We start from the raw sequence: 13,332 nt of genomic DNA on the forward strand, positions 1-13,332 counted from the left end.
CATGCCTAACTACACTTTCCGCTCCGTTGCCCTGCCGCAAGACACCGACTTGCTGCATTCCTGGATCGCCACCGAACACGCCGCTTTCTGGGGCATGCCCAACGCTACGTCTAACGAAATCTTCGAGGAATACTCCAACTTGTTGGACACCGAAGACTACGCGGTGCTCCTAGGTCTGGATCACGATGGCACGGCTCGGTTCCTCATCGAGCTCTACAACCCGGCCACCTCGCCACTAGCCGATGCGTATAACTACGTCCGAGGTGATCGCGGCCTCCACTTCTTGTCTCCAGCAACCCAGAGCCCTGCGCCGGGATTCACCCTAGAAGCCCTGACTGCCGCAGCGCAGTATGCTTTCGCCAAGCCCGGCGTTCAGCGCCTTGTTGTTGAACCGGATGTTCGCAACAAGGCCATCCACGCACTGAATGCGCGTATTGGTTTCCGACCGATTCGCCCCATCAAACTGGCCGAGCACGACGGTTCCACCAAGCAGGCACTTCTCTCGATTTGTACCCGCAACGACTTTGAGAGCGCCACCGGCAACAACCTAAGTTCTTCCTTCCTTAGCCCCGAACAGTGGGAGCAAGCCAACAGGCATGTGCTGGCCAAAGCCCTGGGCGAGTTCTCACACGAACGACTTTTGGAACCGGCCGAACAAGGTGATGACACCTACTGTGTGCAGAAACAGGGACATCGTTATCTCTTCACGGCACGTCGTTTCCAGCTCAACCACTGGTTAGTTCAGCCGGCCAGCATCGAACATCTAGAATTCATCGACGGATCCTGGCAACCTGCAGACGTGGATGTCATCAACTTCGTCACGCTGTTCGCCACTGAACTCACGCTGAACCCTGCGCAGTTGCCGACCTATTTGGAAGAGCTCTCCTCCACGCTGTCCAGCCACTGCTACAAGCAGGTGCACACCACCCATGATTCGGCGGCTTTGGCACAATTCCCAGGCACCGAAGCACAATCCTTCCAGCTCATTGAGTCGTCAATGACCGAAGGCCACCCGTGCTTTGTCGCCAACAACGGACGCATGGGTGTGGGACGTAGCGACTATCTACGTTTTGCCCCCGAGACCGGTTCCGCGCTGAACCTCGGCTGGGCTGCCGCCCACACATCGCGTGCCCAGTTCGATTCCATCAGCACCCTGGATTATGAAACGCTGCTGGCCGAAGAGCTGAGCCCGGAGGAACGCAAACAGCTCGATGACGCGTTAGCATCGGCATTGTTTGGCACCGGATACTCGCCTGAGGATTACATCTTCATGCCGGTGCACCCGTGGCAGTGGGAAAACCGTTTGTCCATCACCTTCGCCAACGATATTGCCCGCAAACAGCTCATCTGGCTTGGCTCTAGTCACGATGAGTACCAAGCCCAGCAGTCGATCCGCACCTTCTTCAACCTCTCGAAGCCAACTCGCCACTACGTGAAAACCGCGATGTCGATCCTGAATATGGGCTTCATGCGTGGACTCAGCGCCGAGTACATGAAAGTCACCCCGGCTATCAATCAATGGTTGGGAGAACTGTTCGAGAACGACCCAGTACTCAGCGCTCAACCAGTTTCGCTGCTGCGCGAAGTGGCCGCGGTGGGCTATCGCAATCCTCAGTTTGAAGCGGCCACCGTGAAATCAGATCCACAGCGCAAGATGCTGGCCGCCTTGTGGCGCGAGTCGCCGATCAACCTCCTGGAAGAAGACCAAAAGTTGGCCACCATGGCCAGCCTGCTACACGTGGATGCCCAAGGTCGTTCTTTCGCCGCCGCGCTGATTCGTCGCAGCGGTTTGGCACCGTCGACTTGGCTGGCGCAGTATCTTGATGCTTACTTGGTGCCGTTGGTCCACTGTTTGGCCGCCTACGATCTGGTCTTCATGCCACACGGGGAAAACGTGATCATGGTTCTGGAAAACGGTGCGGTTCGCAAGGTTCTGCATAAGGATCTGGGCGAAGAGGTAGCGGTGCTTTCTGACAGTGTAGAGCTACCTGAAGAAATTCGTCGGGTACGTACCGGTGGTGATCCGGTGCTCTCGGTCTTCACCGACGTCTTTGATTCGTTCTTCCGCTTCCTTGCTCCGCTGTTGGACAACGAAGGTGTACTGGCAGAAGAAGAGTTCTGGAGCGTTGTTGCGCAACGCTTGCTGGAATACCGTTCAGAGCATCCGCAGTTTGCTGGGCGCTTTGACGAGTTGGGACTCTTTGAGTCTTCCTTCCCGCTCTCGTGCCTGAACCGATTGCAGTTGCGCAATCATCAGCAAATGCTTGATCTCACCGATCAGTCCTCAGGTCTGCTTTATGCCGGCGACCTGGAAAATCCGCTGGCTACCGCGGTGATTCCGGCAAGCTAGACCGTAGCTTTCGAACGCATCGCGTCACACAGTCATCGTGTGGCGCGATGCGTTTTTCTTCTGGTTTTTAAGAAAGCCGCCGTCCAATCTGAGCGGCACCTTCACCGTCCAGCTTGGCCACGAAGTTTTTGCGCCCGGCCATGACCATCACCAAATCCAATAGTTTTCCAGTGACCGCCGGTCCCTCACCATGGGCAAATGGATAATCGGTGGCACTGAATCTCAGGTCTTTGACCAACGTATGGCTGTTGACGGCAAAGTTCTTCGTTGCCATAAAACTTGCGACGAGCCTGAGGCTTTGACGCGATGGCTCCAGTTTGATGCCCAGCGGCACGGCAATGTCTTGGCCGTGAACGATTATTTCCGTCAGTAAGCCGTGCACTGAGTTCAGTGGCGCCACCGTTTTGTGTACTGTCTGCTCAAAATTTTCCCGCGTTGCTTCGGGGTCGGACCCCAAGTATCTACCAAGCAGGCGGTCATTATGCCGATCAGTGTTAAAGCCACTGCTGAGCATGTTGACGAGCCACGCGCCGGTGCCTGTTGCGCCTGCCGCGGCCAGATGCGCCACGACGTCACGAACCTGCCACTGGTCACACAGCGTGGATTCCTGCCACTGCTGCGTGCTCAGATTTCCTAGAATCTCTGCAAGCTTTGCTCGTTCGATTCCAACCAATTCCCAATCGTGATTCGCTCTCACGGCGCTCCTTTCCAAGGCAGCGTATTTCAGCTGTAGTCCCCACCCTAGCGTGGGTCCCGACATGGCGAACGAGAGTGTAATAATCCAGAAATCGCCATTCCTGATTTGTTCCGTGCTAGTTTAGTTATCACAATTGAACAGTGTTCAAGAATCTGTAGGACGCCGCTACCAACAACATCTAAGGGATCCATGTCAGCCGAAACCCAACCAAAAAACACCACAACTTTCGCTGAACTAGCTACACGCATCAAGCAGGGCCACCGACTGGCAACCAGTGAAGCCCTTGGCCTACTTTCTACCAGCGACGCCGATACCTTCAGATTGGTCAATGAAGCTGGGCGACTACGACGTAGATATTTTGGCAACACGGTCAAGGTGAACTATCTGGTGAATCTCAAATCAGGCCTGTGCCCCGAAGATTGCACGTACTGCTCCCAGCGCCTTGGTTCCAAAGCACAAATCTTGAAATACACGTGGCTAAAAACCGAAGAGGCGGTGCACCAAGCCGGGCTGGGCATTGCAGGTGGTGCCTCGCGCGTTTGTCTTGTTGCGTCCGGAAAATCCCCTTCGGATCGCGATGTCGATCGCGTGGCGGGCCTAATTAACTCACTCAAGGACGAGCACCCTGGCGTTGAAGTATGCGCCTGCCTCGGAATTCTCAAGGATGGTCAGGCAGACCGCCTAAAAACAGCGGGTGCCGACGCCTACAATCACAACCTGAATACCGCAGAGTCCATGTACCCGGAAATCTGCAGCACACATGACTTTGATGAGCGGGTGGCCACAGTTCAGCAGGCCCAAGCCAGCGGCCTGTCCCCTTGTTCAGGGCTCATCGTGGGGATGGGCGAATCTCATGAACAGCTTGTTGAGGCAGTATTTGCGCTGCGGGAACTGAACGCAGACTCCATTCCGATCAACTTCCTCATGCCCTTTGACGGCACTCCGCTTGAGGGAACATGGAACCTCACCCCGCTAGCTTGCCTACGAATTCTTGCCCTGGTTCGCATGGCCTGCCCAGATAAGGAGGTGAGGATTGCCGGCGGTCGAGAAATGCATTTGCGCTCATTGCAGGCCACCGCGCTGGAGGTCGCCAATTCACTATTCCTCGGAGACTACCTAACCAGTGAGGGCCAGGATTCGCGGGCTGATCTACAGATGATCACCGACGCCGGATTTGTCGTTCTAGGACAAAGCCATTCCGATGTCTCCACACAGACCGGCAACACGCTCAAACCGTGCTCCGACCATGGCTCGTGCGGTGGTGGTTGCTGCACCACCTCGCCGACAAATATCGAACCGGCATTACGTCGGCGAGGGGCCGGAACGCAACAACTGCCCAACGCCTAGTGGCATTAACTGCGTGGCAGGGTCAGGATTTCCGCGCCGGTTTCGGTGATGGCAATAGTGTGCTCGGTGTGAGCAGTTCGGCAGCCGGTAGCACTACGCAAGGTCCAGCCGTCCTTGTCCATGATCAATCGATCCGTATTGGTCATGATCCATGGCTCCAGCGCCAGCAGCAGACCGGGGCGCAGTTTATAGCCACGGTTCGGGCGGCCGTCGTTGGATACGTGCGGATCTTGGTGCATGGTGCTGCCAATGCCGTGTCCACCAAATTCCATATTGACCTTGTACCCGGCGGCCTTGATGACCGACCCCATTGCATAGGAAAGGTCACCGACCTTGGCATCGGGCTTCGCTGCGGCAATTCCGGCGGCCAACGCGAGCTGCGTGGTTTTAATCAGCTTCTGATCTTCAGCAGAACCCGCGGAACCAACTACGAAGCTAATGGCAGCGTCCGCGGCGATGCCGTGCAGTTTAACTGCCAAATCCAGCGAGAGCAGGTCACCCTCGACCAGCTTGTAATCACGTGGCAGCCCATGCAGCACAGCGTCATTAACGCCGGTGCAGATGTAGTGAGCAAATGGACCATTACCGAAGGATGGCGCGTAGTCGACGTAGCAAGATTCGGCGCCTGCGGCCAGAATCATCTCTTTGGTCCAGGCATCGATTTCTAGCAGATTTGTGCCTACTTGCACCCGCTCTTTGAGCGTGGCAAGAATGGTGCCTACTAGTTCTCCGGATGCGCGAGCCTTATCCACCTCAACGGGTGTAAGAATTTCAATCATGCCAATAACTATACCGGTCATATAGTACCGGTACTATAATTTTCTTATGGTTAGATTGCCGCTCACTGCCAAAGAACTCGAACAGGGAAAGACTCTCGGGTCAATCCTGCGACGCGCACGAGGCAAACGCACCATTCTCGACGTCGCGCTGGAAGCCGGTTTATCCCCCGAGACGTTACGGAAAATCGAAACCGGACGGGTAGCCACCCCCGCTTTCTCCACCATTGCAGCCGTAGCCGCCGTACTGAATCTATCGCTCGATGAGATCTGGTCATCCATCAATCTGCAAGCAACTATAGATGCAGCACCACCTCACGCCAAGCAACTAGCGCACCGCTAAACAGCAGCATTTCATCCTGACGCCAATGTACGCTTTGACGCGTACATGACTTTTATGTACGCTTTTATGCGTACATACACTCTGTGGAGCGAAGGAACTTATCGTGGCAAGCCGCCTCACACGCCCCCTCTCCCTTCCTTCCAAGGAAGAGATGGATCTGTTTCAAATCATGGCAGCATTGGCCGATCCAGTCAGGCGCGCCATCATCGCCCACATAGCTGCCACGCCTGGCGGGGCGTGCAGCAGTTCTGACTTTGGCGTCTCAAAATCAGCACTCACTCGTCATTGGCGCATTCTTCGTGAGTCAGGCCTAATCCGACAAGAAGTCGACGGAACTCGCCACCGCAATTGGTTGCGTTCTGATGAACTGGACGACCGATTCCCCGGACTGATGAGCACAGTTCAACAAGAAATCGCTCGCAAGAGCAACGTTGATTTAGACGGAGAAACAAATGAGCATTAACAACATCGGCATTATCGGCAGTGGAGCGATTGGCCAAGAAATCGCACGTTTAGCTCTTGCAGCTGGACTGTCCGTCGCCATTTCCAATTCACGCGGACCTGAATCCCTGTCCGATCTCATTAAAAACCTTGGTTCCAACGCGCACGCTGCAACCGCCACTGAGGCAGCCGAGTTTGGTGACATTATTGTCTTGGCCATTCCTCTCTCGGCCTACGCACAACTACCCACCCAGGCACTAGCAGGCAAAACGGTACTGTCCACCGGCAACTACTACCCTGCCCGCGATGGTCGTATCGAGATTCTCGATTCTCTGAAATCCACCACGGCCGAGCTAGAAACAGCTCTGCTTCCTGACGCCAGTATCGTTAAAGCCTTTAACAACATCGTGGCGCACCACATCCCACTGCTTGCCCACTCCACACCGAAGACCGCACTGCCCGTTTTCGGGGATGATCAGGCCACCAAGGCTGAAGTGCTGGAACTTATCCGAACTCTGGGATTCGACACAGTTGATGCTGGCAACCTAGCTGATTCTTGGCGCACCGAGCCCGAATCAGGGGGCTATACGCTCACCTACGCTGCCGATCGTGCTGGTTTTGCTGCCGACTACCTCGCCGATCGCGGTCAACCGGTGACCTTCGCGCAGCTAGAAGCGGTGCTCCTAGGTTCACAACGAGCCGACGTCGCTGCCCGGCAGTTCTGACAGATAGCAAGATCGTCCTAGGAATAACCGACCAGAGCTACTTGTTGGTTCAAGTATGAAGAACATCGGATTCTTGTCCTTCGGTCATTGGACCGACCATCCGCAATCTGGCACCCGCAGCGCCTCGGATGCTCTACTGCAAGCCATTGATCTTGCAGTGGCCGCTGAAGAGCTCGGTGCGGATGGTGCGTACTTCCGCGTGCACCACTTTGCCCAGCAATACTCGTCCCCTTTCCCGTTGCTCGCAGCCATCGGCGCCAAGACCAACCGCATCGAAATTGGCACCGGTGTCATTGATATGCGCTACGAGAATCCGCTATACATGGCCGAAGACGCAGGCTCCGCTGACTTGATTTCCAATCGCCGGCTGCAGCTAGGCATCAGCCGTGGTTCACCCGAGCAGGTTGTCGATGGCTGGCGCCACTTTGGTTTTGAACCAGAAAACGGTGAGTCCGACGCCGATATGGGACGCCGGCACACCGAACGCCTACTCGAAGTTCTTACTGGCGTTGGCTTCGCCGAGCCAAGCCCCAACCCGATGTTCACCAATCCTCCAGGACTCCTGCGCATTGAGCCGCACTCCCCTGGTTTGCGCGAACGCATCTGGTGGGGTTCAGGCTCTAACGCCACTGCCGTCTGGGCGGCCAAGCTGGGCATGAACCTGCAAAGCTCCACCCTGAAGGACGACGAATCGGGTAAACCGTTCCACGTCCAGCAGGCCGAGCAAATCCAGCTCTACCGCGACGCGTGGAAAGAAGCCGGCCATCAGCGCGAGCCTCGGGTCTCGGTGAGCCGAAGCATCTTTGCGCTCACCGATGAGCGCGACTGGCAGTACTTCGGTCGCGACCGCTACAGCTCGGACCAGATTGGCAACATCGATGAGAAGACCCGTGCGGTCTTCGGCAAATCCTATGCCGGCGAGCCTGATGAACTGGCCAAAAAACTGGCTGAAGATGAAGCGATCGCTGCTGCCGACACCTTGTTGCTCACCGTCCCCAACCAGTTGGGCGTGGATTACAACGCGCATGTCATCGAGTCGGTACTCAAACACGTTGCTCCGCAGCTTGGATGGCGCTAACTTCACATAGTTACGCCGTTTCTCTTGGTCATTAAGCCCTTGGGCAACCAGTGATTAGGCTGGAGTCTAAGAGTCAGATCATTATCGGACAGAAAGCAGAGATTTTTATGAGTTCCCCATTGAAGGTTGCGTTCATCAAGGCCAGCTGGCACGCAGATATCGTCGATCAGGCACTGGCCGGATTCACCGCCGATATGGACGCTTCCGGTACCGAATACACCATCGACACCGTCACCGTCCCTGGTGCCTACGAAATGCCATTACAGGCACAGCGCCTTGCAAAGAGCGGAAAGTACGATGCGATCGTTGCCGCCGCGTTGGTGGTCGACGGCGGCATCTACCGCCACGACTTCGTCGCCCAGGCCGTGGTCGACGGGCTGATGCGCGTCCAGCTGGATACCGATGTGCCGACCTTCTCGGTGAGCCTGACCCCGCACCACTTCCATTCCAGCGACGAGCACCAGAACTTCTACTTCGAGCACTTCCTCAAGAAGGGTGCAGAGGCAGCTCGCGCAGTTCGAACCGTGGCAGCCATCGAACTCTAGTCTCCAGCAGACAGTCATCAGGCGTGTTGCTTGCTCCACATCTCGTGGGAGCAGGCAGCACGCCTGAGCCGCATCTATCCTGTCCTTCTGCTTCAGTACGATCAGGACATGATCGATTTTAATAATTCTTCAGTGTTCAAATTGGGCCCCTGGGATCTTGCACAAGTAGCACCAGAAATCATGCCTATGCTCGTAACCGGCGAAGAACTGCTTGCTGCTTTTAAGGGTGCTCGCGACTACGTGGTCTTCACCAACAAGCGGCTCATTGCCGTCAACGTCCAAGGAATGACCGGCAAGAAGCGCGATTACACTTCGTTGCCCTATTCAAAAGTCCAGTCTTTCTCTGTCGAGACGGCGGGAACCTTTGACCTCGACGCAGAACTGGACCTTTGGTTCAGTTCTTCGGGCAAGGTTCGCTTGGAGTTCAAAGGCAAAGTTGATGTCCGGGCTCTCTCGCAGCTGATCGCCAGCTACGTTCTGTAACAGAGACAGCTACCACGCAGCACGCGGTCTCAGCCGAGCCACCGCCATCGAGGCCCCGAGGATAATGGTGCGCATGAAGCGTTCGGCTGCTTCGATGAGCAGCCGCTCCCCGTCATCCACGGCTTCCTGCAAAGTCATCGGAATCGGCATGATCGACGCAATGGCGTCAATGCCGATGTCGTGCACATCGCGGCAACCACGGCCCAAGGTTCCGGCGAGCGCCACCACAGGTACCCCATGCAGCGATGCCCTGCGGGCGACCTCGGCCGGAACCTTGCCCTTGGGCGTCTGGAAATCGATGGCGCCTTCGGCGGTGATCACCAGGTCGGCTCCGCGCAACATCGAGTCCAGGTCGATTCCCGCCAGACCTGAGTCCAGGATCGCTTCGAAGCGCGGCATCAGGATCGCCCCGATCGCTGCCAATCCAGCACCCAGTCCGCCCGAGGCACCGGTGCCAGGCCCAGTGGCGAAGTCGGTGGATCGGGCCACCTCCAAGGCGTCCCTCCTGAGCACCGAAGCCCAACGTTCAAACCCTGCCGACATCTCTTCCACCTGCGCAGGCGTCGCACCCTTCTGCGGCCCGAAGACCCGGGCAACGCCGCGGGCTCCGGTGAGCACATTGTGCTGGTTCAGCGCCATGGTGATCTGGATTTTCCCTTCAGCCACAGCCGGGTGCAGTCCTTCGAGATCCAGCCGGTCGATACGGCCCAGGTGATTGCCGCCGGCGGGGACTTCGCGCCCTTGGGCATCCAGGATTCTGGCGCCAAGTGCCTGCAGCGCTCCCATGCCTCCGTCAGAGGTGCCGGAGTCCCCGCAGCCCACCAGGATTTTTGTCGCCCCGCTGTCGATTGCGGCGCTGATCAGCTCACCGACCCCATAGCTGGTAGTGGTGCCCGGGTCTCGCTGGTCTCGCGGGACCAGGCGCAAACCGGCAGCCGCCGCCATTTCCACCACCGCGGTTCCGCTCGCTTCCCCGCCGAGCATCGCATAGTGGGAATCCACCTGCTTCCCTACCGGACCGGTGACGCGAATCGGTACCAGATGGCCGCCGGTGGCGCTGGCCAGGGTTTCTGCCGTTCCTTCCCCGCCGTCGGCGATGGGCACTGCTTTGACGGTGGCCCCGGGCAGCGCCCGGCGGACTCCGGCCCCGATGGCCGCGGCGACTGCGGCAGCATCCAATGATTCCTTGAATCCGGAAGGTGCGACCAGAATTCGTTGTGGAAGTGCGTGTGCCATGATGATGTGTCCTTTACTGAGTAAAAAATGCGGAACCCGAAGGGGTTATTAGACGAAGAGTTCAAGACCCATAAGAGGCCAGATCCAGAAGGCGAAAACCAGCACCAGCAGGATCATCAGCGGCCCCAGCGCAGCGCTCAATTTCAGGAGGTCTGCAGGCTGATAAGTGGTGACCCCTTCAATATCGGAGAAAAGATTCACCGGCTTCGCGCTGCTGGTCAGGGTGTGGCAGAAACCGGCCGCGGCAGTCGATGCCAGGGCAATGGCTACCGCATTCACCCCCACCCCGGGGGCCAGGGAAACCACCAGCGGAATCAGTACCGCGGAACGGGCCGAGCGCGACTGGATGACAAGGTGGGCTCCAGCGGAGATCACCACAACAAGAACCGTGAAGATCCACGGGGCTGAAGGACCGAGCTGCGTCACCGGGCCGAGCGCACCATGGGCCAGCCATTGCGCTGCCCCCGACTCGATCAGCGAGGTGCCCAGGGCCAGCGTGGCGGCCATGAATATCAGCATCGACCACGGCACCGATTTCAACGCCTTGGCCAGCGACACCGACCCGAAGCCAGGGCTTGCCACCAACAGCGAGCCCAGCAGAGCCACCACCGCCGGGTGCAGCTGGTGCAATGGTTCGGTGCACCACAGCACCACCACCACGCCGACCAGCAGCGCGGCCCGGCTTTGGGCTACCGACAACGGGCCGGAGAGCGGAACCGGCGAATGCTCCTGCATCTTCTTGATCCCGACGCTCAAAACCTGCCCGCGATCCTCCCTGCTGGTGAAAAGCAGAAGCACCAGCTCTGCACACAGGTGCGAAGAGACCAAAGCCAGCGGCAAACCGTATAGCAGCCAGGTGGCAAACGAGAAGCCTTCATACTCGGAGGCCACCAGAATCTGGCTGGTAATCAGGTGGGCGCCGGCCCCCAGATAGGAGGCGACCGCGGAGAGCAGGATGACCGATGGGAAGAGCAGCGACAGGGCGAGCACTACCCGGCGGTGCGCACTGAGCGCCTTGGCCAGGGCGACGAACACCGGGATCGCCAGGGCTGCCCGCCCGGAGGTTGAGGGAACGGCAAAGGCCGTAGCCACCAGAACCCCGGTGCTCAGGTGCATCAGCTGCCTGGGGGCGTGCGCCCCGATGACGATCCAGGCCGCGGCCCGGGTAGCCAGCCCGGTCGCGGTAATACCGGCGGCGATGACAAACGCGGCCAAGAGCAGCCAGATCGTGTCCTCACCCAGGGAAGAGAACAGCTGAGTTTCGGGGAACACTCCCATGAGCACGAGCACCAGGCAAGCGCCCAAGGCGACGTAGGTGTCGGAGACCGGAGAGACGATCCACAGCCAGATGGCCACTGCGAACACCGCGAGGGTCAGCGCACCCTGGGCGGACAGGGAGTTCGGTGTCCCCGCCGATGGCCCGAAGGCCGCATAACCGCAGCCCGCGATCAACCCCGCCAGCACTACGGCCGCAATGACCGCAGAGGTGTGTTTCGGCTTCCACCTGCTTCGAGGCTTGGTCTCCAGCTGCCGATCGCTGTTGAAGGCCGCCGGTGATTCGGTGGAATACCGGAACCCGGACTTTTCATTGATGGGCGTCAAACTCATGATTCGCTCCCCAGCATGCTGGCCAGTTGGTGCGGCAGCTGGCCGTCCTGCGCGCCCGGCGCATCGTGGTTGTCCATCGGAAGCGAGAAACCGAATCGTGCTCCGATCCCCTCGCCTGATTCGACCCACGCGGTACCGCCATGCGCCTGCGCGACGGCCTTGACCACCGCCAAGCCAAGCCCCATGCCTGCGGCTCGATCTTCATTGCTCGGGGCGCTTCGATAGGTTTCAAAGAGCGCTTTCGCCCGTTCAGGGTCCAGGGCCGGTCCCTCGTTGGCGACCCAGAAGCTCACCTGGTCCCCGTCAATCGTTGAGCCGATCCGGATGCACTCGCCAGCAGCGGTATGCGCGACGGCATTGTGGATCAGCTGGTGCATGGCCTCGGATACCCGGATGGGATCGAGCCATGCCTGGGCCCGCGCCGATTCCTGGATCCTGAATTGCCGGTGCGGGTAGGCTCCCGGCCGTGCTGCCGCCGCGGCCACATCCGCGGTGACTTCGCCGACCGAGACCAGGCTGGGCTGCACGAAGTCCGGATTGCTGCTCTGCGCCAGCACTTCCAGATCGATCAGCGTCTGTCCCATCTGGTCAATCAGATTCTGCGCTGTGGCAATCACTTCTTGCCTGCGCTGCGCGCCCACGGCGTCGCTATTGAGCTCGGACAGGGCGGCGGCCAGTTCCCGCTGGGGATTGTGCAGATGCTCGCGTGCCTCGGCGATGAAGTGTCGCTGGGCCAGATGTGCGGTTTCCACGCGATCGAGCATGGAGTTGACGGTCTGTGCCAGCTGCGCCAGATCGTCGCGTCCCACCACCGGCACGCGGGCCGAAAGATCATTGGCGGTAATCGAGGCGGCGGTTTCGCTCATGGAATGGATCGGGCGCATGATCTGCCGCGATACGAGCCATGCGATGCCCGCGGTGAGGGCCAGTCCCCCGCCGGCAATGCCGAAGAGCAGCACCGCCTGCTGGTCAACCCGCTCCTGCGCGCCGGCGATATAGTGCGCGACGACCAGCTGCCCCTGCTGCTTCGGGCCGTTCTGGCCTCCGGCTTCCTGTGCCACGGCCTTGGCCCAGCGCACGGTTCCGTGGTCGCTGTTCGAAACGCCCGAGGTTTTTTCGCTCGCCAGAATCCGGCCCAAGAGGACCGGGTCCTGTGCCAGCAGCCGGCCTTCGTGGTCGGCCGTATTGCCTGTGGTAGCTACCTTGCCTTCTGCCTTGGCCACGATCGCTTCGCCAGCCATGGGTTGCTGCCGGGCAAGGTAGCGTTCCATCAGCGAATGCATCGAGGTGAAGGGCTGGGCCGTTGTCGGGTCGAGCGCCTCGGCCGCAAAAGTCCTGAACTCGTCAATCTCCTGGGCGATGCCGACGTTGGCTGCCTCGGCGATCTGGGCCGTCATGATCGATCGCATGGTCGCCGTCACTGCGAGCAGTGCCACGGCAGTGGTCAACACGATCCATCCAACGATCCTCAGTCGGGCGGAGACTGATGATCCTTGCTGCGCTTCGGTGTCAGTCTGCATCTTCCTGCTCCCCCTTCTCCCGCGTTGTGGTTGCGGGTTGCGGGGCAGGGCTGAGCTTGACCATAACCGGTGGCTGATGGTCCATGGCCGGGTCGGCGTTATCGGCCAGGGCTTGGCTTGCGCTGGCGAGGCCCGCTGGAACAGCGAGCACCAGAAGAATGAGAAGTATGCGGCGAATCATGT

The 13,332-nt window shown here is 58.9% G+C and carries 14 protein-coding genes; 8 read left to right on the forward strand and 6 right to left on the reverse strand.

The genetic code is table 11. From position 1 onward, the window contains the following. Window position 1 precedes the first annotated feature (1 nt). Window positions 2–2,350 (forward strand): GNAT family N-acetyltransferase, encoded by a 2,349-nt coding sequence (locus tag EYR88_RS12240; protein ID WP_131090042.1) that lies wholly within the window; start codon window positions 2–4, stop codon window positions 2,348–2,350. Between the two features lie 67 nt (window positions 2,351–2,417). On the opposite strand, the gene EYR88_RS12245 is transcribed toward EYR88_RS12240, so the two are convergent. Then, window positions 2,418–3,023, reverse strand: a complete 606-nt coding sequence (locus tag EYR88_RS12245) for a maleylpyruvate isomerase family mycothiol-dependent enzyme (RefSeq protein WP_165477356.1) — start codon at window positions 3,021–3,023, stop codon at window positions 2,418–2,420. Window positions 3,024–3,236: 213 nt separating this feature from the next. Between EYR88_RS12245 and bioB the strand changes: the two genes are divergently transcribed. Continuing rightward, window positions 3,237–4,394 carry a biotin synthase BioB gene (gene bioB / locus EYR88_RS12250; RefSeq protein ID WP_131090044.1) on the forward strand — a complete coding sequence of 386 codons (1,158 nt, stop codon included), beginning with the start codon at window positions 3,237–3,239 and terminating at the stop codon, window positions 4,392–4,394. A gap of 5 nt (window positions 4,395–4,399) precedes the next feature. On the opposite strand, the gene map is transcribed toward bioB, so the two are convergent. After that, complete coding sequence (gene map / locus EYR88_RS12255) at window positions 4,400–5,173, reverse strand: type I methionyl aminopeptidase (RefSeq protein WP_131090045.1); 774 nt, start codon at window positions 5,171–5,173, stop codon at window positions 4,400–4,402. Window positions 5,174–5,219: 46 nt separating this feature from the next. Between map and EYR88_RS12260 the strand changes: the two genes are divergently transcribed. The 6 genes from EYR88_RS12260 to EYR88_RS12285 all read left to right on the forward strand — a co-directional run bounded on the left by EYR88_RS12260 (window position 5,220) and on the right by EYR88_RS12285 (window position 8,785). Further along, on the forward strand, window positions 5,220–5,513 hold the full coding sequence (locus tag EYR88_RS12260) for a helix-turn-helix transcriptional regulator (RefSeq protein ID WP_131090046.1): 294 nt from the start codon (window positions 5,220–5,222) through the stop codon (window positions 5,511–5,513). Between the two features lie 151 nt (window positions 5,514–5,664). After that, entirely contained in the window at window positions 5,665–5,976 is a 312-nt protein-coding gene (locus EYR88_RS12265; RefSeq protein WP_207306522.1) for a helix-turn-helix domain-containing protein, read from the forward strand. After that, entirely contained in the window at window positions 5,966–6,679 is a 714-nt protein-coding gene (locus tag EYR88_RS12270; RefSeq protein WP_242632573.1) for an NAD(P)-binding domain-containing protein, read from the forward strand. The genes EYR88_RS12265 and EYR88_RS12270 overlap by 11 nt, the downstream gene beginning before the upstream one ends. A gap of 55 nt (window positions 6,680–6,734) precedes the next feature. After that, window positions 6,735–7,757, forward strand: a complete 1,023-nt coding sequence (locus EYR88_RS12275) for an LLM class flavin-dependent oxidoreductase (protein ID WP_131090048.1) — start codon at window positions 6,735–6,737, stop codon at window positions 7,755–7,757. A 107-nt stretch (window positions 7,758–7,864) separates the two neighbouring features. Further along, entirely contained in the window at window positions 7,865–8,302 is a 438-nt protein-coding gene (locus EYR88_RS12280) for a 6,7-dimethyl-8-ribityllumazine synthase (RefSeq protein ID WP_131090049.1), read from the forward strand. Window positions 8,303–8,332: 30 nt separating this feature from the next. Further along, window positions 8,333–8,785 carry a PH domain-containing protein gene (locus tag EYR88_RS12285; protein ID WP_242632574.1) on the forward strand — a complete coding sequence of 151 codons (453 nt, stop codon included), beginning with the start codon at window positions 8,333–8,335 and terminating at the stop codon, window positions 8,783–8,785. A 9-nt stretch (window positions 8,786–8,794) separates the two neighbouring features. On the opposite strand, the gene EYR88_RS12290 is transcribed toward EYR88_RS12285, so the two are convergent. From EYR88_RS12290 to EYR88_RS12305, 4 genes are read right to left on the reverse strand one after another with little or no spacing between them, the layout of a single operon-like run. Continuing rightward, window positions 8,795–10,021, reverse strand: coding sequence for a glycerate kinase (locus EYR88_RS12290; protein WP_131090050.1), 1,227 nt, complete (start codon window positions 10,019–10,021; stop codon window positions 8,795–8,797). A gap of 48 nt (window positions 10,022–10,069) precedes the next feature. After that, a complete protein-coding gene (locus EYR88_RS12295; protein ID WP_131090051.1) occupies window positions 10,070–11,629 on the reverse strand; it encodes an SLC13 family permease in 1,560 nt (519 codons plus the stop codon). Continuing rightward, complete coding sequence (locus EYR88_RS12300) at window positions 11,626–13,149, reverse strand: ATP-binding protein (RefSeq protein WP_131090052.1); 1,524 nt, start codon at window positions 13,147–13,149, stop codon at window positions 11,626–11,628. Before EYR88_RS12300 ends, EYR88_RS12295 begins: the two co-directional genes overlap by 4 nt. Further along, window positions 13,139–13,330 (reverse strand): hypothetical protein, encoded by a 192-nt coding sequence (locus EYR88_RS12305; protein ID WP_131090053.1) that lies wholly within the window; start codon window positions 13,328–13,330, stop codon window positions 13,139–13,141. The genes EYR88_RS12300 and EYR88_RS12305 overlap by 11 nt, the downstream gene beginning before the upstream one ends. Window positions 13,331–13,332: the final 2 nt, after the last annotated feature.

Origin of the sequence: Arthrobacter sp. S41 (assembly GCF_004320535.1) — a bacterium.
Classification (GTDB): domain Bacteria; phylum Actinomycetota; class Actinomycetes; order Actinomycetales; family Micrococcaceae; genus Glutamicibacter.

What these genes read in the sequence shown, in the direction of transcription:
- EYR88_RS12240 (WP_131090042.1), top strand. Translation starts at nt 2, where the DNA reads ATGCCTAACTACACTTTCCGCTCCGTTGCCCTGCCGCAAGACACCGAC.
- bioB (WP_131090044.1), top strand. Translation starts at nt 3,237, where the DNA reads ATGTCAGCCGAAACCCAACCAAAAAACACCACAACTTTCGCTGAACTA.
- map (WP_131090045.1), bottom strand. Translation starts at nt 5,173, where the DNA reads ATGATTGAAATTCTTACACCCGTTGAGGTGGATAAGGCTCGCGCATCC.
- EYR88_RS12260 (WP_131090046.1), top strand. Translation starts at nt 5,220, where the DNA reads ATGGTTAGATTGCCGCTCACTGCCAAAGAACTCGAACAGGGAAAGACT.
- EYR88_RS12265 (WP_207306522.1), top strand. Translation starts at nt 5,665, where the DNA reads ATGGATCTGTTTCAAATCATGGCAGCATTGGCCGATCCAGTCAGGCGC.
- EYR88_RS12270 (WP_242632573.1), top strand. Translation starts at nt 5,966, where the DNA reads ATGAGCATTAACAACATCGGCATTATCGGCAGTGGAGCGATTGGCCAA.
- EYR88_RS12275 (WP_131090048.1), top strand. Translation starts at nt 6,735, where the DNA reads ATGAAGAACATCGGATTCTTGTCCTTCGGTCATTGGACCGACCATCCG.
- EYR88_RS12280 (WP_131090049.1), top strand. Translation starts at nt 7,865, where the DNA reads ATGAGTTCCCCATTGAAGGTTGCGTTCATCAAGGCCAGCTGGCACGCA.
- EYR88_RS12290 (WP_131090050.1), bottom strand. Translation starts at nt 10,021, where the DNA reads ATGGCACACGCACTTCCACAACGAATTCTGGTCGCACCTTCCGGATTC.
- EYR88_RS12295 (WP_131090051.1), bottom strand. Translation starts at nt 11,629, where the DNA reads ATGAGTTTGACGCCCATCAATGAAAAGTCCGGGTTCCGGTATTCCACC.
- EYR88_RS12300 (WP_131090052.1), bottom strand. Translation starts at nt 13,149, where the DNA reads ATGCAGACTGACACCGAAGCGCAGCAAGGATCATCAGTCTCCGCCCGA.
- EYR88_RS12305 (WP_131090053.1), bottom strand. Translation starts at nt 13,330, where the DNA reads ATGATTCGCCGCATACTTCTCATTCTTCTGGTGCTCGCTGTTCCAGCG.